Annotated in this window: 14 protein-coding genes, 1 tRNA gene and 2 pseudogenes; 3 read left to right on the top strand and 14 right to left on the bottom strand. The window is 51.4% G+C overall.

All coding sequences use genetic code 11. The features are described from left to right. Positions 1 to 17: 17 nt before the first annotated feature. From AU509_RS11510 to dnaQ, 3 genes are all read right to left on the bottom strand, one after another. Complete coding sequence (locus AU509_RS11510) at positions 18 to 788, bottom strand: thioesterase II family protein (RefSeq protein WP_094118386.1); 771 nt, start codon at positions 786 to 788, stop codon at positions 18 to 20. 1,080 nt (positions 789 to 1,868) lie between these two features. Further along, a tRNA-Asp gene (locus AU509_RS11515) sits at positions 1,869 to 1,945 on the bottom strand. A gap of 125 nt (positions 1,946 to 2,070) precedes the next feature. After that, positions 2,071 to 2,805: a DNA polymerase III subunit epsilon gene (gene dnaQ, locus AU509_RS11520; protein WP_094118387.1), complete on the bottom strand. Its 735-nt coding sequence runs from the start codon at positions 2,803 to 2,805 to the stop codon at positions 2,071 to 2,073. Between dnaQ and rnhA the strand changes: the two genes are divergently transcribed. Beyond that, complete coding sequence (gene rnhA / locus AU509_RS11525) at positions 2,759 to 3,325, top strand: ribonuclease HI (protein ID WP_162896321.1); 567 nt, start codon at positions 2,759 to 2,761, stop codon at positions 3,323 to 3,325. The two genes, dnaQ and rnhA, sit on opposite strands and share 47 nt — an antisense overlap. Here the strand turns inward: rnhA and AU509_RS11530 are convergent. After that, positions 3,322 to 4,043 (bottom strand): annotated as a pseudogene (locus AU509_RS11530) (class I SAM-dependent methyltransferase). The gene rnhA and the pseudogene AU509_RS11530 overlap by 4 nt on opposite strands. A 43-nt stretch (positions 4,044 to 4,086) precedes the next feature. Between AU509_RS11530 and gloB the strand changes: the two are divergent. Further along, positions 4,087 to 4,842, top strand: a complete 756-nt coding sequence (gene gloB / locus AU509_RS11535; RefSeq protein WP_085653408.1) for a hydroxyacylglutathione hydrolase — start codon at positions 4,087 to 4,089, stop codon at positions 4,840 to 4,842. Positions 4,843 to 4,912: 70 nt separating this feature from the next. Continuing rightward, entirely contained in the window at positions 4,913 to 6,301 is a 1,389-nt protein-coding gene (gene mltD / locus AU509_RS11540) for a murein transglycosylase D (protein WP_094118388.1), read from the top strand. Between the two features lie 125 nt (positions 6,302 to 6,426). Here mltD and AU509_RS11545 read toward each other — a convergent pair whose 3' ends face one another. The 10 genes and pseudogenes from AU509_RS11545 to otsB all read right to left on the bottom strand — a co-directional run bounded on the left by AU509_RS11545 (position 6,427) and on the right by otsB (position 18,832). Further along, positions 6,427 to 7,212 (bottom strand): endonuclease/exonuclease/phosphatase family protein, encoded by a 786-nt coding sequence (locus AU509_RS11545; protein WP_094118389.1) that lies wholly within the window; start codon positions 7,210 to 7,212, stop codon positions 6,427 to 6,429. Between the two features lie 442 nt (positions 7,213 to 7,654). Further along, positions 7,655 to 8,458: a hypothetical protein gene (locus tag AU509_RS11550; protein WP_094118390.1), complete on the bottom strand. Its 804-nt coding sequence runs from the start codon at positions 8,456 to 8,458 to the stop codon at positions 7,655 to 7,657. 119 nt (positions 8,459 to 8,577) lie between these two features. Continuing rightward, positions 8,578 to 10,002, bottom strand: coding sequence for a radical SAM protein (locus tag AU509_RS11555; protein ID WP_094118391.1), 1,425 nt, complete (start codon positions 10,000 to 10,002; stop codon positions 8,578 to 8,580). Continuing rightward, positions 10,002 to 11,276 carry a glycosyltransferase family 2 protein gene (locus AU509_RS18315; protein ID WP_085653413.1) on the bottom strand — a complete coding sequence of 425 codons (1,275 nt, stop codon included), beginning with the start codon at positions 11,274 to 11,276 and terminating at the stop codon, positions 10,002 to 10,004. Before AU509_RS18315 ends, AU509_RS11555 begins: the two co-directional genes overlap by 1 nt. Before the next feature lie 12 nt (positions 11,277 to 11,288). Continuing rightward, positions 11,289 to 12,656 carry a glycosyltransferase family protein gene (locus tag AU509_RS18320; protein WP_094118392.1) on the bottom strand — a complete coding sequence of 456 codons (1,368 nt, stop codon included), beginning with the start codon at positions 12,654 to 12,656 and terminating at the stop codon, positions 11,289 to 11,291. 130 nt (positions 12,657 to 12,786) lie between these two features. Then, positions 12,787 to 13,713, bottom strand: coding sequence for a sulfotransferase family protein (locus AU509_RS11570; RefSeq protein WP_085653415.1), 927 nt, complete (start codon positions 13,711 to 13,713; stop codon positions 12,787 to 12,789). Then, on the bottom strand, positions 13,697 to 15,007 hold the full coding sequence (locus AU509_RS11575) for an aminotransferase class III-fold pyridoxal phosphate-dependent enzyme (RefSeq protein ID WP_162896322.1): 1,311 nt from the start codon (positions 15,005 to 15,007) through the stop codon (positions 13,697 to 13,699). The genes AU509_RS11570 and AU509_RS11575 overlap by 17 nt, the downstream gene beginning before the upstream one ends. Positions 15,008 to 15,032: 25 nt before the next feature. Beyond that, positions 15,033 to 16,508 (bottom strand): GMC oxidoreductase, encoded by a 1,476-nt coding sequence (locus AU509_RS11580; RefSeq protein WP_094118394.1) that lies wholly within the window; start codon positions 16,506 to 16,508, stop codon positions 15,033 to 15,035. A gap of 175 nt (positions 16,509 to 16,683) precedes the next feature. Next, a pseudogene (locus AU509_RS11585) lies at positions 16,684 to 18,062 on the bottom strand (alpha,alpha-trehalose-phosphate synthase (UDP-forming)). After that, a complete protein-coding gene (gene otsB / locus AU509_RS11590) occupies positions 18,059 to 18,832 on the bottom strand; it encodes a trehalose-phosphatase (protein WP_094118395.1) in 774 nt (257 codons plus the stop codon). The pseudogene AU509_RS11585 and the gene otsB overlap by 4 nt, the downstream one beginning before the upstream one ends. Between the last annotated feature and the right edge of the window lie 2,183 nt (positions 18,833 to 21,015).

Consider the following 21,015-nt stretch of genomic DNA (forward strand, 5'->3'; position numbering starts at 1 on the left):
TCTTTTCTTTAATAGATTTATATTATTAAAGACTGGTGAAATATCTCACTATTGTTTTCGCTACTGATACAATCTCTAATAACAGAAGCGATTAGCTCGGGATTTTCGTTGAAGTAAAAATGATTTCCAGGAACGATATGGTTTTTATATTCCGTCGTTGTAACTTTCTTCCATTGCGTTATTGCTTCGAGCGAAACATGAGAATCATTGTCTCCGACAACGCTATAGATAGGTATTGAAAGTTTATTTTTAGGTTGATACTTATATCTACCTATCAATTCGAAGTCTTTCCGGATTTTTTTTAGAAAAAAACTGATGAGCTCTTCCGTTATAGCACCTTCTTCCATTCCATTAAAAAAAAGGATTTCTTTAGAAAATTCTTGGTCTGACATAGCGTTCATCTTCAGAACTCTGGATGAAGGCACGCCGGCTGGGGCTGCGCTAGAGGATACGATTAGCCCTTTTGGAGAAGCCCTCACCTTGAGAGCGACTTCATATGCCAATATTGCTCCCATACTATGGCCGAAAAGGTAATAATTATTAATGCCCGACCGGTCTATATTCTTAGCAATCTCTTCAGTCAGCGATTCCACACTGGAAGGATATTTTTCAGAAAAACGACGTCCTGTCCCAGGTAGACACATAGCCATGAGAGTGGCATCCAATTCCAAAAATTCTTGCCACTTCAAATAATCTTCTGAATTCCCTCCGGCATGAGGAAAGCATAATATAAGAGGTTTAGAATCATTGTTTACTGGGAAGCTTTTAAAAAATTTTAGGTTTTCCATAAACCATCCTGCCTATTTAAATATTTACTGATTTTTATTTAAATTCATGCAAGGTGTAATCGAACCTATCACCTCAATTTTTTTATGTCAATAACACTTCTATTTCACTAAACTATCTCCAACCTATTAAATACAGAAAAAAACCAAAGATTTTAAATATTACATATTAAAATCAATGATATAAAAGATTAAAAAATAAGTAAAATTTATGTTAAGTTTTTGTTCTTACTTAGATAATAATAAACATCATTGATTAGTTAACTAACTTTTAAGTGTGTGTATGGGGGATAGCAGTTTTAGCGAAAAATGAAGCGCTTGAGAAAGGGAAAGAGGGATCATCGTGTTGATGAGCAAAGTGTCTGTCAAATCTATGCACAAATTATACAGAAGCAAACAAGATGTCCTGTGGTGAAGCGTTGCCGTTCCTACTGGATTTAACATACGGTGCCCCCTCAATACTTCCCCATCGGGTGGATGTAGATAGTGTGGTTTCATCCTTTTTAGATGCAGACACGCAGCATACCGTGCGATAAGTTCGAAAAACGCGCCGTAAAGCGTGGTCTGTTTTGGGCGAAGTTTTTGGTCAAAAAAACAATATATTCATCGTGTAGGGTACGCGTGGCAACCAGCGTCATAGCGGGATAATGGCCTGGCATGATGCTAGTACGCGTTGAGGAATTGGGTGCTGGTATCGAAAACGCCAGATTTTCTTACCCGTAGTTCTGATAGAAAGTTCAGGCCATGCCAATAAGACAGCTCATCATTTTTAGTTGCTAGTTTTGCTTCTCAAACTACCTCGACATAAAGCAGGAAGCGAATGGTGGCCACCATTGACTCCTTGCTCTTCGGTAAAAACTGAATAATGGGAATGCCGTGATGTCCTGAGCCCCCTTTTGTCAGCCTCAGAGCCCAAATGACCTATGAAATTTCTCTTTCCGATGCGAGTGCCATTTAAGGGCTATTTCGCGTCGGATATACGGCTATGTCGGGGATTATCGAGACGAAAAAAAACCGCATACCCTTTTAAAGGTATGCGGTTTTTTCATCCAGGATGTTGAACAACACCCTGGGAAAGATAAGTGGCGGAACGGACGGGACTCGAACCCGCGACCCCCTGCGTGACAGGCAGGTATTCTAACCAACTGAACTACCGCTCCACTCTGCGCTCTGTGAGCGGGTTGAATACTAAAATGGTGCCCTAATCACGTCAATGCTTTTTCACGCTAACCGACTCTGTTTGCTCAGATTTCCAGCGCAGAGTCTGTTTTCGCTCAGGCGATGTTCAATCACGCCACAGGCAGCTGCCGCCTTTTTTCACAATCAGATCGAGCCGCTGTTCATGCGCCATTACCTCGTCATCGCTGGCGTAGATCACCGGCAACGCTGACGCCGGACGCGCGATGCGCTGAATAGTGTCTCCCTGATTCGCCTGCTGCGACCCTTCGTTATCCGTGGAAAACGCGAGCGAACGCTGGCCGCCGGTCATCGCCAGATAGACTTCCGCCAGAATTTCGGCATCGAGTAACGCGCCGTGTAGCGTACGCTTGCTGTTGTCGATCAGATAACGGTCGCACAACGCATCCAGGTTGTTACGCTTGCCGGGGAAAAGCTTACGGGCCAACAGCAGGCTATCCGTGATTTTGCAGAAAGTTTCCGTCTTGGGAATATCTCGCTGCAGCATCCGGAACTCGTAGTCCATAAAGCCGATATCAAACGCCGCGTTATGGATGACCAGCTCGGCGCCACGGATAAAGTCCATGAAGTCGTCGGCAATGTCGGCATAAGTAGGTTTATCGACCAGGAACTCGTCGCTGATCCCGTGAACGTTATAGGCTTCCGGGTCGATCAGGCGATCGGGCTTGAGGTAAACATGATAGTTGCGGCCGGTTAGACGACGGTTAATCACCTCAACGGCACCGATTTCGATGATGCGATGACCTTCGTAATGAACACCCAACTTGTTCATACCCGTGGTTTCGGTATCCAGGACGATTTGTCGTGTTATTTCAGTGCTCATCGTTTTCGTTTATGTCAGACTTGTGGTTTTCAGCATGGACAAGAGTCTACCAGAGATGCGTAAACAGGTAGAAATTTTCACCGACGGCTCCTGCCTCGGCAACCCCGGCCCCGGGGGCTACGGCGCGGTGTTGCGCTATAAACAGCACGAAAAAGAGCTCAGCGCCGGTTACCGTCTCACGACGAATAATCGCATGGAGTTGATGGCGGCGATTGTATCGCTGGAGTCGCTGACCACACCGTGCGACGTGACGCTCAGTACGGACAGCCAATACGTCCGTCAGGGGATCACCAGTTGGATTCACAACTGGAAAAAACGCGGATGGAAAACCGCCGACAAAAAGCCGGTAAAAAATGTCGATCTCTGGCAGCGGCTGGATTTAGCGATCCACCACCACACCATCCAGTGGGAATGGGTGAAAGGCCATGCCGGTCACCCGGAAAACGAACGTTGCGATCAGCTAGCGCGTGAAGCGGCAGGCTCTCCAACACAGGATGACGTCGGTTACAAACAGGATTAATCCGGGCCGCGACGATAACTTTTCGTCACGCCCACCGGACTGCGCATCGGTGTTTTTTTCAGTCTGGAACGCATCGGCGTAAACGTTAGCGGCACAGTGCGTTTACGCGCCACAATCAGGTTCAAACATCCCAGCAGCGGCAGATGGTTGTTCCAACGGCCCTGCCCTTGCTGACGCCAGGGCAAGGCATGCAGCTGGTGTGATGCACGATTTCATAGTTGAGCAGATTCAGCCAGTCCTGCAGCCGCATCTGGCTGAACATTCGACTGCAATACGGCTGTCGACGCCGGATCCCCGGCACCACCTTTCCCAATCCCATCAAACTCATCGGATTAAAACCGCTGATGATGAGCCAGCCATCGTTGATCAACACACGATCCACTTCCCGCAGCACGCGATGGGGATCGCTGGAGTACGCCAGGGCGTGAATCAGTAGACAGGCATCCACAGATTTCTCGATAAACGGCAGTTGGCACGGGTCGGCGATGACATCCGCACAGGCACGGTTCTGGGTAACGTTAATCTGATGGGGGATGGCGCAGTCCGCGCTATTCAATTCTGCGCTCAGCGCGCCTACCCTCACCAGGTGAAAACCAAAAATCTTCGGCCACCACGGCTGTAGCGCATCGTCGAGCGTATCGCGATAGGATGTCCCCCAGGGGATGGAGTCCCATGAATCAGGAGCCTCTACAGTCTGGACAGTTTGTGCTGGCTTCATGTTCTAGTATCTTCCACAGGTAACGGCAAACAGAGGACTCACCATGAATCTTATCAGTGTTCCCGCACTCAAAGATAACTACATTTGGTTACTGATCAATCAACACAAGGCGTGTGTGATCGTCGACCCCGGAGAAGCCGCGCCGGTGCTGGCGGCGCTGGAAGCGCAGCAGCTTACGCCGGTGGCTATTCTGTTAACCCACCACCATCAGGACCACGTCGGCGGCGTAAAAGCCTTGAAGGAACGCTTTCCCCACATCGACATTTACGGTCCGCAGGAAACTTCCCGCAGCGGAACGACACATATCTTAAACGAGGGCGACCGCCTGACGTTGCTGGACTCGGAATTTTCTATTTTTTCCGTCCCAGGGCATACAGCGGGACATATCGCGTATTATAGCGCTCCATACCTGTTTTGCGGCGACACGCTGTTTTCCGCTGGATGCGGACGTATTTTTGAAGGCACACCGGAACAAATGTTTGAATCGGTAAGCAAACTTTCCCGGCTACCGAATGAGACATTGGTGTGTTGCGCTCACGAATATACGTTGTCAAACCTGGAGTTCGCCCATCGGTTATGGCCAGAGGAACCGACAATTGCCGACTATCTGCTAAAAGTCAGACAATTAAGGGAAAAAGGGCTGTCAACAGTCCCGACAAACCTCGGTTTTGAGCGAAATATTAATCTTTTTTTACGTTGTCATAACACTGATTTACAAAGAAAAATATTTAACGATGTGAGCACCAGGGGCGATTGGCAGACATTTGCGCAACTAAGGGCTATGAAGGACCACTTCTGAAGGTTTTAGTTGTACGCATTGACCAATCAAAGTATGATCGTTCGTCTTTTGAGCAACTGTTGACAAAAATATGAAGGCTAAAGCGATACTTATCGCCTCGGTCTTGTTGGCAGGCTGCCAGGTTTCACCCCATGATACCTCCCAGCCCAAACAACATGCACAGAGTCTGTCTTCGGCCAGTCAAAGTGAAGCAGGAAAGTATGCCGAAGGTCGAGAGACCGGGGCGCGATGGTTGGATGATGACAGCCTCGCGCAGCAGGACCTGTGGAACTTAATTAGTCGTGAGCTGAAGATGGAGGTTCCGGAAAACGCCCGGATCCGCGAGCAGAAACAGCGTTATTTGAAAAATAAGAGCTATCTCCACGATGTAACATTACGGGCAGAGCCGTACATGTACTGGATAGTCGAGCAGATTAAGCAACGTAAAATGCCGATGGAACTGGTACTGCTACCCATAGTGGAGAGCGCTTTTAATCCAAACGCCCAATCGTCGGCCAACGCCGTTGGATTGTGGCAGATTGTCCCAGGAACGGGACGTCATTATGGATTGCAGCAAGATAAATGGTACGACGGACGCCGCGATGTCGCCGCTTCCACGACAGCCGCATTAAACATGATGCAGCGCCTTAACCGGATGTTTGATGGAGACTGGTTGCTGACCATCGCCGCCTATAACAGTGGTGAAGGTCGTGTGATGCAAGCCATCAAAGCGAATAAGGCAAAGGGCCGCCCAACGAATTACTGGTCATTGGCGCTCCCTTACGAAACGTCGATTTACGTGCCCAAGATGCTGGCTTTAAGCGACATTTTAAAGCATAGCAAAAAATACGGCCTTGACCTGCCGAAAACGAATGAAGAACGTGCCCTGGCGCAAGTGGATTTAGGACAGCAGATGCAGCTGACCCAAGCCGCCGAGCTAGCCGGTTTACCCGTCACAAAATTGAAAAGCTACAATACGGGTTATAAACAGAATGTGACTGCGCCAAACGGGCCGCATTACATTATGGTACCGAAGGCACATGTCGAGCAGTTGAAAGACTCGCTGGCAGAAGTAGATATTGCGGCGGTTCAGCCGACGCGTCTGGCACAAACAACCCGGGGTTCTGAATATAAAGTCCGTACAGGCGATACGTTATCCGCCATCGCCAAACGGCTCAATGTCAGCACCAAAGACCTGCAGAACTGGAATAACCTTCGTGGCAATACGGTGAAAGCAGGTCAAACGCTTCAGGTCGCGAAAGCATCTTTCGCCACGGCAGGGTCTGATGCCAGCAGTAAAAGTGGCTCGATCATCTACCATGTTCGCAAAGGTGACTCGCTGGCAAGTATCGCCAAACGTCACGGCGTCGACATCGCAGATGTGATGCGCTGGAATACGGTCATTAACAAGAATGCCAATATCCAGCCGGGCGACAGACTGACGCTGTTCGTCAGCAAAAAACAATCTCCCGATTCCTGATCGGTCACGTAAAGCAAAAACCTCTCTTCGGAGAGGTTTTTTTATGGGCGTAACGCCGTGACAGCAACAGAAACGAGGGAAAGCGAAGGCCGTTCATTCAAACCCCAGGCCATCGGCCGAAGCGCCTAGAGATTGAACTCCACCCGCAGCGGGTTGTGATCGGAAGCATCGGTGACCAGCACGGAGGCGTGCGCCACGTCGAGCTCGCGGTAGAAAACGAAATCCAGTGGACGACCAAACGCCCTGCGCCGCTGATCGTTGCTAAACATCACCTCTTTTAACCCCATTACCCCGGCAAAACGGTAGAGCGCATTGCTTCTCGGCTGGCTCCAGGCGTTGAAATCCCCCGCCATAATCACGGGTCCGCTGTGATGATTCAGATGTTCTCCAATAGCCTGCAGCTGTTTGGTATAGACCTCGACGCCGAAGCTGAAATTGACGGCGTGAATGTTCACGACCATCAATGAACGTCCATCGTGTAGGCGGTAGATCGTCACCAGCGCGGATTTGGACAGGCGCAGCAGCGGCTCACGCTCACGCAAAGGACAGCAATACATTGGTTGCGCGGCAGAGAGCGTCATTACGCCTGAAGCATGCTGCGGAAGGGAAAAAGCGGGAACCTGATCGGCGGCAGGATAGTGGGAGGTGGCGAACTGAATCAACGCCGGCGAACTCTGCGCTTCCTGTAGGAGCATCAGTTGAGCGTTCTGGCCAAAGCCTTTCAGCACCGACAGCCAATCCATCCGCTGTTGTTTAAAAATATTCCACACCAGCAGACGTAAAACACCGTCCTCCAAAGGCAGCGGACCGGATAATACCGGCTGCCCGGAATAATGCATCACCACCGGCTGGAAAATTCTCTCCACAGGCTGCCCGGCTACATATCTCATGGCATAAGTTTTCTTTCGCACGTCTCGCCTGCTATCAAGATGACTGAGTGTCAGCGACTGCTTACTGCAACAGTGATAGTCCAGTTATAGGGCTTTGCCGATGAGTTTCAACAGCGGATTGGAAAACGAGGGGAGCCAGTTGGGGCAAAATGCGGGATCAAAACAGTCAGGATTCTTGCCCATAAAAAAGAAAAAATACTCCATATTGCAATCACATACGTGACATGAGCGCAGCAGAGCAATCGTTACTGTGTCACCCCATCACTTATAATGTAATAAGAAACTACGTCTGTTCGTCATGACAGCGACCGCCAGCGGTTCTGATGCAGATGATCAACATGGTCTATAGAGCACGGTCGAATACGCCGTCAACAAGATAAAAAAGCCCTGAACAAAGTGTTCAGGCTATCGGGTTCGCCGTGTGCCGCACCAGACATACAACGGCACCTAACGTGAAGGCGTGCTAGTCACAGGTTCCGCATTCGGCGACGGAGATGTAGTCCGTATAAATCTGCGGCGAGCCAGAGAACGAGGCCAGTTTTTTCCACTCTTCATACATCTGCTTCGTATCGCGATGCGCCTGAGCGAACTTGTCCGTTTCCTGAGTGCCGATATCCGCCTCCGGATAAAACACCGTCAATGCCTCCACGCTCTCAATCTCCATCATGACGACGTATTGATCCAGCCGGTTGCCGCGCTCCCCTTTCAACAAATGAAATTTCCAGCCGGGATAGTCCTCTATGCGGTGGTGATTCTCCGCGATAAAGGACTCGAACTCCGCGGGGGTAACCCCCGTTCGCAAGGCCAGATTATGAATGCCGATGACTCGCGCAGTCTCGTCCCCCTCCTCCCCTTGATGATAGCGAGGGCCGGGTTTCACCGTACTTTTGTTGTTTTCCGCCAAAAGCTGGTAGTCGGTGAACAACGTGGGCAATTCCGCGAAAGTGGCCAGATGTTTCCACACTTCGAGGATCTCCTGCGCCTCAGGCGCATCCTGCCAGAACTGCCGAGCCAGCGCCGTGAGGTTGCCGTTTTCATCGACGTACAGATCGCGCGCCTCGGCATTTTTCATTTCGAACAACATCAGATATTGGTCGGTACGTTCCCCGCGCAGCCCGCGCAACAAGGTCCAACGCCATCCCGGATAAATCGGCAGTTGAACGCCTTTATCACGCACAAAGGCTTCAAACTGTGCGTTAGTGACCCCCGCTTCGGTATCAATACCAATGTAATAAAAACTGAATACACGAGAAGAGAAGTTTTGCATCACACTCATCCTTACACGCCTGAACCGCGCCGACGGGCTAAGTCACCGGCGGCGGGTTTTCGGCGTACGTTCCGTATTTTTAAGCTCCCTCATTTGACGCCCTGAGGCGTCAGAGTCGCTTACTCAAACTGCGTGTTGATAATGGCTTCCACCAGCACTCGTCCTGCGGGCGTTAAGGTCACCACGGCGTTGTCCACGGTCACCAACCCTTTCTCTTCAAGTTGGGGCAACGCCGCCGAGATGGTGGGATTATCAAAGAAGCTTTCCCCATCAAATCGTTGTTTGTAGACCGCATCGTCAACCGGGATCAGCGTCGATAGCGCCATTTTGAAAGCATTGACACGCTGCTGATGCGGGGAGAAGCCACGTATCGATCCGCAGGGCAGACGTCCCTCGTTCAGGGCATCGCGATACTCTCCGTACTCCGTCAGGTTAATCATCTCGGAGCGACGCGACTTAGAGCTTCCGCCCAGCCCTATCGCGACCTCGGGATATTGCTTGTCGAGATCGGTGATCAGGCTTTTCCATTTCTCCGGCGGCAAATCACGTTTGTGGAAATACATCGTGGGATGTTCGAGGTAGTCGTCGGCCAGATAGCCCTCCACCAGCTGACGCATCTGGTACTGTTTTCCCAGACTCGGCATTTCGTTATCGCCCAGCGAGATCAGCTTGCGTTGCCAGAGGTTTTTACGTTTCCCCGACACGCCGCTGCGGGTTTCCATAAACTCTTTCATGTGCAGCTTGGTGCAAACCACATGCGACAGGTCGTACTTCTTCACCATCTCCATGTCGTAGGCCACATCATCCACCGTCTGTCCCATCAGCCCATACATCAGGTCGATCGTGATCAGCTCGTACCCCATCGCTTTGGCATTTTCCAACGTAGAAAAACACTCCGCCGCCGTATGTCTTCTGCCGCAGGCATGGATGAGGCGATCGTTGAACGACTGAGCGCCGAACGACAACTTGGTGAATCCCAACTCTTTCAAGATGCTCAGATAGTTTTCAGGCAGGCTGCCCGGCTCGCCTTCAAACCGCAGCGTGGCGGAGGAGAAGTTGAAGTTCTCCATGTAAAACGCCATCAGCCGACGCAATTCGGCCTCCGGCAACAGCGAAGGCGTGCCGCCGAAAATGTTGAATTCACCGACGGGCGTACGAGCGAGGCTGGGAACATGCTTCAGCCACAGCTGCGCCTCTTTTATATTCAGATCCACCACTTCGGTGAACAGCGCGCCCGCTTTGGCTGATTCCGGGTTGAGGATCACCGTAGGGAACTGGCAAAAGTGACACTTATAGCGGCAAGTTGGGATATAAGCCCAGAGGTGGATCCGCTCTGCTTTGCCCACTTCCACATCCATGTCTGCATGAAAATCAGAGAGCGGGTAATCCTCAATATCGCCGGGGAAAACGTGGCACCCAAAGGGGTCTTTGACGACATAGTCGAGCAGCTTCGCATTCTCTTCCTTCGCCAGCACCTCACACACTATCGGTGTGGGATACCGGCTATCGAGATCGAGCAAGGTATCAAGATGGCTCTTATTCATCAAAACACCCCGCCATTGGCAAAATAGTTATGCGCTTCGCCCGACTCGCGGTCTTCGCAGAAGTAGTACACAAAGCGCAGGAAGTCTTTTTCATCCACGGTATCGAAACAGGCTGGCAGCGGCGGTGCTGAGCCGATATCCTCACCGACAAAACGCCGCAGCGAATTGAATATCTCGTGTCGGAATTCAAAATAGAGGCGGAAGGCGGGCGTTTTATATGCGTGGATCGGCTTGAAGTCGACGACGCTGGTTTCATACTTGATTTGATAGATACGGCGGTACAAACTTTCCGCCACTTCCGGCGTGAAGAACTCGATCACCTCTGGGTTATCAACTAGCAGCGACGGATTCAATAAGACCGGCAATACGATATTTTTCGGTATGTAGTCTTTGATCGAGTTAAACCATGAGATTTCAGCCTGTTCAGGCGACAAATCCTGATAGTTTTCCAGCGCGTGCTCCGTAGGGCGAACATCTTTCATGATGATGATGCCGTCTTTTCCGTAAGCGGTCCCGTTCATCACCTCGTACAGCAGCGTGTCCACGCGTCGGCTGTTGATTTTGACGTAAGCGTCCGGCGCATAGACCGGCTTACCGCCGCAGGCAATGACCTTGATGCCAAAGTCCCAGTCGTCGGAGAGGTGTTCGACAAAGCGTCCCCCTTCCAACTGGTAAAAAATCTCGATGCCGCCTACCGCATCGTACATCCGTTTTTCGACCGCGAAACCTTTACCGTCAGGGAAACCGCCGAACAGCGAGAACGAAAAGTGGCGGCAACGCAGAGTTTTATCGATTTCACGATACAGATTGGGCCGCAGTTCGAAATCACTTTTGTCGTAGTAGTAATTACAGGTGCCCAAATCGCCTTGTTGTTCGATCATGGTATAAACCAGTTCGTCGATCCAATATTGATCGACTTCGCAGTCCGCATCGGCGGAAACGATATAGTGCTTATTATTGACGCCGTATTCGATATTACGAATACTGGCGCGCTGAGAAGCGTAATCCATCCCTTTCTTTCTCGCGGAAGAGACGCCCTGCGTAGTTTCATTAATGATATGTACCGTCAGGTCTTTATATTTATCCTGAGCCACTTTCACTTTCTGAATGGAGTCATCCGTCGAATTATTATCAACGATAATTAATTCCATGTTATCCAGGGTAAATATTCCGTATTTCGATTTCTGCTGATAAATAGAATCTATGACGGCTTCGATACGATTCCCTTCATTATAAACCGGCAGCACGATGGATATATATGTTTCTTTACGCATAACGACTCCCTATTACACATTGAATACGTGGCCAAATATCTTGTTGGAAATTAACTTTTCCCCGATATGGAAATTATGTTTCGCAATTAACTCTCGTTTCGACTTGTCGGCAACCAATCCATAGACCCGGTGCACAAAATCATCATCCGGCCAGCCATCTTGATCGGCGGAAATAGCCATGAGTTCGGTTTGAAAACCGTACTGGCCGTAAACCTCGTCGTAATATTCGTAGTGGCTGGCGATATAACACCGCTGGTGGCTGATGGCCTCTCCAATCGGGTTGCCGTAGCTGTCGTAATCGTATGACGTCAGGAAGGAGACGATGTCGCAGGACTCGTAAAGATCTTGCACGGTATACGCCTCGCCGCTTTCGTCGATAAAGTCATGCTGCAAGGCGCCGATGAAATGGACAAACCGCTCCATCCCCAATTCGCTGACATAGTCTTTCAAATAACTAAAGTAGCGAGGATCTTCATGCTCTCCTCCTGCAATAACCAAATAGACGCAGGGCTCTTGATTATTTTTGACACACAGCTCATTGAGCTTTTTCGTCAGATAAATATCCCGTTCCAGACGTTTCACCGGTACAAGCCGGGTCGTACGCGCAATCAGAATATCGTTGTCTGACATCCCGAATTCAGGGCGCAGAGATTTCCGTGGTTTTTCGCCGCCGAAACAGTAGCAATTACGCATGACGTCGATATTCACTCCGCACCATTCGCTGAGTTTACTGGCGAGGGCATTATTTAACGTGACGTAATTGATATATTGGGTTGGGATTGGTTTAACGGCATACGGCCAAGGGTCGCCGCCATATTTCCCACAGGCGGTTTCGCTATTCCACATCAGGTCATGATCGCGCCAAAGCACGAAACATCCGAGACGTTTCTCTTCGCCATAGGCGGTAATCGCTTTATACAGCGCGTGGGTGTAAACGATATTTTCAGGTAGCGTGCCATTTTCAATAACAACGTGGGTAATACCTAATTCCCGCCAGGTATCCACGATACGTTCGGATAAAACCTCGGCGACCGCGTGAACGTCGGCCAACTTGCGCGCCTTTTTTTCTTCGCTGGCAGATAGGCTCCCATTAATCAGCATATTATTGACATCATCGATAAAATTCGGGGTATAGCCCGGTAGCTCACCGTCGCCCGTCGCTCGCACCACCGTAAAAATCTTGCCGAAAGCGCCCTTCTCTTCCTCCGTATAAGGCCTGCCGAAATTGCCCTTATCGATCTTGATGTCGAACCCCAGATCAATGAATGACTCGAAGCCTCTCTGATTCAGGCAGGATGCCAGCTTGGCCGCTTCCACGGTGATACCGGAAACGGCGACGCCATCAAATGAAATGAATATGACTCTATTCTTTACATCCATGTGTCCTTCCTACGTTTAATTGAGTTAATTCAGAACGACCTGAGTACGGCACGCGCCGGCCCCGAGGCATGAAATAAAAACCGTCTATTACTCAGGCGATATCTCGTCAGGGCGTGTCTACCGCACTTCATCAGAGACCCTCCGACAGCGGATAGCCCAGCCGTTCAAGCTGAGGCCCCGCCACCGCCTCGAACTCGGCGATCTGACGCTCTGTTAAATCACGCTTATAGCGCCCGACCGGGGAAGTAGAGATCGCTTTAGCGGCAGCTTCCGCGGCAGGATGATCCCAAGGGTTCTCAAACAACACATGCGAGACCTCATGGTGAGCCAGCACCTGGTCGCTCCACTCAACGCCGATAAAATCGGTCATCCGTTTGATCACCTTTGCCGGCGACATCACCAGATCTTCATAGCGAATCTCCAGATAGCGCCCCGGCGGCGCCACGGTCACGGGCCGAGAGACGACCTCCATCCAGCCGCGCGCCATTTCCGACGGCGTTTTATATCCCCAACGGGGGACGGATTTGAGGTGGGAAGCAAAGAGGTCTCGCCCGTCACGGACAATATGGATAAACCGGGCCTCGGGCCAAATTCGCGCAAAATCATCGATGCGGGCGATTTTTCGCTGCAACTTTTGCCCCCAGAACAGGCCGCCGTATTTCTTGAGTCGATAGGCGCCGATCTTCTCGATCAGAAAGCAGCGATCGACAAAGCGACTGAGATCGCTTTTGCGCTCGGCCATCGCGGCCTCGACCAGTTCGATCAAATCGTCGTTCGGTACGCCCGATCGCTGACACTGCTTAACGAAGTGCGCGCCATCGAACCAGAACGGATCTTCCGTATCCGTTCCCGGGCCGAGCACCCGGGGATCGTTGGCGGAGAGCAACCGTGCCGCCTCAAGGATGTGCGGTCCCAGGTCAAGCGGCTCAAGGAAATCGATTTCAGGCGCAACGACGAGATCGGGATGAGCATCCAAAATAATACTTTGCAGCGTCGTCCCCGACCGATTTTCGCCCCCCAGCAGCACGGGCGCTTTGACGTTAGCTTCTGGCTTCATAAGACCCTCGGCGAAAATTCAAGGCGTGAACGACATCCGACTCGAGGTCTAACTCAAAGGCCACGCCGAACGCAGAGCGCGCATAGTCTTTCCGCCGCGCGTCGTCGATCGCGCCCCTGTCTCCCCCCACGTCTTTGCCGGACGCTTTAACGGCCTCTAGCGATGCTTTAAAAATGGAAACGGCTTGTTCCAACTCCGACTGACCAAAGGCAAAGTTGATCATGTGCGTGCCGTTGCACTCTAAAAACAGCCCATGCGCGAAGCATTCGGTCGTGACCGCATCCGCCACCTCAGCATTGGCAAATACCGTTTTGAACATCAGCGGCGGGCCGGTCACCCAAAGCGGAACGCCGACCTGATCCGCCGCCAGCTGAAGCTGGCTCATCAGTTCAGCCCCGATGTTTAGCGCGGCGTCGTGCGGCCGCTCCTCCCTGAAGATCCGTAGCGCCACCAGCGCGGCAGCCATGGAGGTCACCTCTTTGTTGTAAGTGCCCGCCAGTCCGGCGGCGTCGTAGGCGTTAACCAGGTCCGCCTTTCCAGCCACGGTCGAGAGCGCAAAGCCATTGGCGAGGCCTTTACTGACAATCATCAAATCGGCATCCACGCCGCCATCGCCGTGAACGCCGTGTGCGCCGTAACGCAGCCCGGACATCACTTCATCGAGGATAAAGGGAACCCCGGCGGCACGGCACAATCGCGCCATCTCTTTGAAATGACTTTCCGGAAACCATCCTAACTCGGGTGTGACGATGACGGCGGCGATGCGGTCTCGCGCCACATCCAACGCCGTAGAGAGCGCCTGCAGGTTGTAGCCAAAATGGAAGACATCCGTTTCCGGGTCGTAGCAAAGCTGACCAAACTGACGATGCCAGTCGTGCCAACCGTGATAACCGCTGGACAGAACGATCCGCCGTCCGGTGTAGGCTCTGGCCATCCTGATCGCGGCCGAGGTGCCGTCCGATCCCGTGCGGAAAAAAACGGCCTTTTCAACGCTGGGGTAACGCGCCACCAGCTGTTCGGCCAGCTCAATTCGCTGCGGAGACAGCGTGGTCGGGAAGATGATGCCGCGCGACTGGATCTGATCGACCACCGCCCGATCAATCTCGTCACGCCGATGGCCGAAAAGCACCGTGCCGTTGGAGGAGGTCATGTCCAAAATCGTTCGACCATCGCAGTCTGTCAGCCAGGCGCCCTTGGCGCTTTGCACCACGAACGGCGGGCGAGCGGAAATGTCGTACTCGCGGGCGGCGGTGGACGCGATCGCCCGTCGTAACTGCTGCTGATTATTATCCATCGTCTTTATCGCTCCTGAGTGAGGTTCAACGCATCGCCACGGCCATGCGTCGCGCATTGGCCATAATGGTGTGAGTCGGATTCGAATTTCCGGCAAAGGTCATCACAGAGGCATCCATGACGTAGATGTTGTCGTAGCCGTGAACACGACCCGAAACATCGACGACCGACCGTGTAGCATCCGTCCCTGCCCGCGCGGTGCCATGCAGGTGCGAGCCGCCTTTGTTATGCACCGACGGCTCGCGCTCGATCGTCTTAGCGCCCGCTTCCCTCAGAATTTCCTCCGCCCGGGCCGCCATAAAGCCAATGCGCGCCAAGTCGCTGTCGGAGTTTTTGTAATTGAACTTGATGAGTGGGTTGCCGAATTCATCCTGATGCTCATCCAGGGTGATTCGATTGTGTGACCACGCCTCTTCGCCCGCGAGATAGTGCAGACGGATGCGGCCGATATTGCGAAGCGGTTCCGGGGAAGCGACCTCGTACAGCAGCCCGCCAATTCCGGTCGGCACATCGGCGTTCTGGTAAAAATCATCGGTGTAGACGGACGCGGGCGCGCCTTGATGCGGGGCGCACAGCCCATCTTCCTTCGCCCAAGCAGGGTTAGAGCCGGTCGTGTAACCGGTGATTTTGAAGGAGAGGCCGCGACCAACCAGGTCGTGCTCATTGCCGATGCCGCGCGGGGCCAACACGGAGGTCGAACGCAACAGAAGCGCGCTGGTTTGAATCGCGTTACCGCAGCAGATGATCTTGTTGACGGGAATACTTAAATGTTCGGATGAGAACGGGATATAACACTCCGCCGATTCTGCATGCCCTTCGTTCGAGAGCCGGATACTATTGACCATGCAGCCGAACAGTACGGTGATGGACCCCGGCAGCGCCGTATCATCGATGACCGATCGATTCAGAATCGACGCCTTAGCGCCTGTCGTACAAGAGCGGCTATCGCAGGCCGAACAGAAGTGGCACCCGTTGTCGCTCCCCGCCGGCACGATGGCAAGCGGCATATTTCTCGGGCGGTAACCAAGCGAAGCCATTGCATGGGCGATCTTCTTGCCGCGTGCGCTAAACGGATAGCTGCTGACATCCTGCATTCCCAGCAACGATTCGATGTAGCCGTAATGTTCTTCCAGATCTTGCAAGGTGATAGGCCAGTCCATCTCCATATCCGAATGCAGGTAGCGGCTGATCCGCATATCCACCTCGCGGTAGCGAAAGGTGATGGCGGAATAGAACTGCATACCGCCGCCGACGCAGCAGGCGGTCCACGGGTTGCCGTCCTGCAGACCGGTTCCCGTGATGGCCCGGCTGTAGATGGATTGATGTGTCCCCAGCACTTCGCCCGGCGATGCCAACCCTCCCAGCTCCAGAATCAAAACGTCCTTGCCCTGCTCCGCCAGCGTACGCGCCACCGTCGCGCCGGACGGGCCGGAGCCCACAATGACGGCATCAAATTTGTCGAAACGTCCTTGATAAGCGCTGATGTGCTTAATCATTGTCATGGTTCATTGCTCCTTCATTCAAAATTTCATCAACACGTCGGGCCGTGTGGGCCTCGGGTCGCTGGCATTGCCGACCGTCGACAACGCATTCCTTTGCTACATACGCCGCCGAAAAATGACTCGCGCGGCGCCTCCATCCCCTTTGTCATGCGGAACGCAACCCTGCCGAGCAAGTTCAGGCTCTTAAACACACGCAGGGCACGCGTCCCGCGTCGCCTGCCAGGCGTTGCCGCGACAGGTCATCCACAAAACGCCGTAGCCACACGTCGATGGAGGCATGCCGCAGAATGTTCAGCATGCTCTGATGGCGCTCCACGCGTTCTTCGAGGGGCATCATTAAGGCGCGATCCAGCGCGGCGGCGACTTCGCGCGGGTCATACGGGTTGACGATCAGCGCGGCATCCAATTCCCGCGCCGCGCCGGCGAAACAAGACAGCACCAGCACGCCGGGGTCGGTTTCCTCCTGCACCGCCACATACTCTTTCGCCACCAGATTCATCCCGTCTCGCAGCGGCGTAACGCAGGCGACGTGCGCCTGCCGGTATAGCCCCATCAGTCGCCGACGATCGCAGTTCTTATTGATGTAATTCAGAGCCAACCAGTCCAGCTCGGAATAACCGCCGTTGATGCGCCCGGCCAGCGCATCCAGCTGATCGCGTATCTGCCGGTAGCTGGAGATGTCATCCCGGGTGGTCGGCGCGAACTGGACAAACTGAACCCGCCGCCGATGCTCGGGATAATGTTTCAGCAGCAGTTCGTAAGCGCTGAAGCGTTCGGGTAGACCTTTGGAGTAATCCAACCGGTCAACGCTGAAGATCGCTTTACGTCCCAGATGACGGGAAACCTGATCAAGCAGGTGAAGGTCAGGTGAGTTGTCTTGCGCCAGTTGCCGAAGCGGCTCAATCGCGACGCTGATGGGATAAACACCACTTTTGACGATGTCGTCACTCATCCCCATCCGGCTGGCGTAATCAAGAAAAGCCTGATGATCTTCTTCGGTCTGAAACCCCAGCAGATCGTAATCCGTCATGCTGGAGAACAGCTCGCGATGCGGCGGTATGGTCGTGGCGATGACGGTGGACGGGAAAGGGATATGCAGAAAGAAACCGATACGGTTGTTGATGCCAATCGCCCGGCAAGCTTGGGCGAAAGGCAGGAGATGGTAGTCCTGTACCCAGATGATGTCGTCGGGGCGAAGCAGAGGTTTCAACATCTGCGCCAGTCGGCGATTAACGCGCAGATAGCCTGATATTCTTCATTGTCGTAGCGCGCTAGATCGACGCGGTAATGGAACGTCGGCCATAACGTGCCGTTGGAAAAGCCACAATAATATTGTTGATACTCTTCCGCAGTCAGCGCTGTCGTCGCAAAGGTGACGTTGTTGACCGTTCGCTGTTCGACGCGGGTCGGACATGTTTCTACTTCGCCATTCCATCCAAACCAGACGCCGCCGCTCAGCTCCAGCGCGGCCATCATACCGCTGGCCAAGCCTCCAGCCGGGCAATCATCAAGCGCCGGAGGAACACGATTAGATACCACCACAAGCCGGTTCATCGAGACACCGCCTTATCCGCACATGGCGGGTCTGCGAGCGTGGTCAACCCTGATAACCACTCCCCGACGGCATCGACACTCGGTAACCGATGTCTTGCGCAAGTGGGGCCAGCGCCGATTTTAATCCCTATACCTCCCAGTGCCTGCGCCGCGTCAAACCCCTGCTCGTCGGTGAGATCGTCGCCGACGAAAACGGGTAAACGACCTTGAAAAGGCGCTTCCGTCATAAACGTGCGCAGAGCAGCCCCTTTATTCACCCTCTCAGGCTTGATTTCAACAACGCACTTCCCCGGTTGGGCCGCCCACTGGGGGTAATCTTCACTCAGCGCCGAGGCAAGCCCTAACGCTTCAGGTTCACACTCTGGACACTGGCGATAGTGCAGCGCCACGGCGGTATCCCCTTTTGCTTCAAGAAAAGCGCCGGGATGCTGATCTACCCAATATTTCAGTCGCAGGCTGAGCTCAGCAGGCAGACGGGCCTCACAGCGATGAATCGTCCCATCCGCACGACGACGTTCCCCACCGTGAATTCCCGCTGCGGGAAGCAACAACGGCACCAATAACCCATCGATATCGGCTAAACGCCGTCCTGATATGATTCCCACGGCGCCATCACAGGCGCGAAACAAAGCGTGGAGAAGAGACAAGCGCCCCCGAGGGACAGTGGCCTCCTCGGGGCGGGCGCAAATTTCCGCGAGCGTACCGTCGATATCGAAAAAAAATGCTGAGTCACTGAGCCTGAATGCCGGAAATGCGTCAGGCTGACGCATATCTTGATGTTCTTCTGGAGTCACGTTCACAATCCTCTCTTGGTGATAGCGAGTTCAGTACTGATTCGCCAAAGCAGCCGTATTCCTGATGCCAGTGATCGATTCATCCAGACTCACCGTGAATCCAGCTCACGGCGTTTATTCCCAGGGAGAGCAAGCATCCAAGGGATTGCGTCATTGGAAATCCTCACTGACGTGACGTATATGGGTTCCATCCCCCCAAACGAACTCCTGACTCTTGGAGATAGCCGGAGAGCATCGGGTACTGCCAGAAAATAAATGTTGAATCAGTCCTATTAAATAAAATGGCGGGACTGAGTGTTTATTCTTATTTCTTTCACCAGATTGCAAACAAGTGAGCTCCATCATCTATTTATCGCGCGGAGCTTTATAGAACATGGCGTCATTCACTTTTTTATAAATACGCGATGGCTTTACTTTGGTATTTAACAAAGCACGCCTAAATATCCCAGCGGATATTCATCATTAGATAAATTAATTACCCTAAGTGGGATAATAATTACAACCAATCCGATATGTGTAGATTTTTCAATACGATACGCGTCACCAAATCGACATAAAATACTAATACTTTCGTTTTCAGGATATAGGCAACCACCTTCATTGAAAATTAAGATATATCTCAATTAATCATCGAGAGAACATAAATGCGTGTTTATCTGGATTTTAGCTAAGTTAAATCACAAAGCAATTTTTATATTTTGTTTTTTTCGACACATCAAGATTACCTCGTTACATTTTCCAATAATGGTTTTTTACAATAATGGTTTCTTATTAGGTTTCTTATTGATTATCCATTTAAATAGATAACTTATTGAGTACCACAAAAATATTTCCCGTTGCTTTGAGGCCTTTGATCGTGCCCCAATAAGAGCCATGTAGATTTAATCGCATGAAATTTATAAATAAATTAATAATCTACATATTTAATTCTCTAAAACAACATTCCCTGGGAATAGGAACTGACTGAAAGGCTAGCATGAGTTTTTTTGTAAATATATAGCTCATAGAGAAACACCTAACTATATTAATTAATGTCACAATTAGTTATTCAGAGATAACCAAATTTGACCCAAGTAAATTAAATATTGAGGCAGTTAAAATAAATTTAATGAGTGCATTCAATTATCATTATTAATGACGGGATAGTTTATAACGTTAATTATATTATTCCCAACCAGAATTTTATTTTTTCAATAAACATGATCTATGTAGAGGAAAATCCATTTAACGCAGCGCGTTCAATAAGAGTCAGCGGCGTTAATAAAAAAAACCGAGAAACTTCACTATTTCATCTCAACACGCAGCGTTATCAGGATTATTATTTTTGATGTGATTGTTAGTTTTGTATGTTTGATGGGGATCTGTAGTAGCGAGTTTTTAACGGCGGGAAATATTATAGGTTGTCTGGTAATAACGGTGACAATAAGAGACTAACGGCCCCTATAAATATTCGATTTTTGTGCAACGAAGATGGTTGGAGCTTAGATCACCGAATTCCGTTTAGAACAGCACAATGATTCTCTGTTGTTTTCTGAAAGCCGATGTGGCAAGACACATGAATCAACACCTAAGGAACGATTCGTTGGTGGCGAGTTAACGGACTGGATATTTGAGTAAGGCGATTAGGTGGGCGTGTAGCCGTTGGGGTTGGGGTTGAAACTTTCAGTATCAGGTGGGTTCATCGTCTAAGGTAAGTTTCCGACCGTATCCACTTCTCGCGGTCGCAGCAGATCGCCAAAGGAGAGTCTTTCAGGGAGGGTAATACTCCGTGGTATTACTCGTCGTCGTACGGGGCTGATAGCTCTATAGATTGCCCTGTATTGCGTATGAAAAGATCGATTCCCCGCAGCTTGTCCGGCATTTAACAAGATGGAGTCTCAACTTATCAGTCCGCTCATCAGCGCGGTGCTGTCGTCATAAACATCCAAGCTAACGTCGTAAATACATCATCTTTCAGAGCGTCGTAGCGGTTGTTCAGGCACAGTCTCTGGTGCGCACATCAGGAAAGGTATAGGTGAGTTTAGCCTTGTGCGCGAGGAGTTTACTTTTGAGTATTCGTTGATTGTGGCGAGGATCTAAGGACGAAAAAAAACCGTACCCCTTTACGGTAGTACGGTTTTTTTCCATCTGGGTATGTAAACATCCCAGGACAATATAAG

The sequence above is a fragment of the Lonsdalea britannica genome (genome assembly GCF_002111595.1).
Lineage (GTDB): Bacteria > Pseudomonadota > Gammaproteobacteria > Enterobacterales > Enterobacteriaceae > Lonsdalea > Lonsdalea britannica.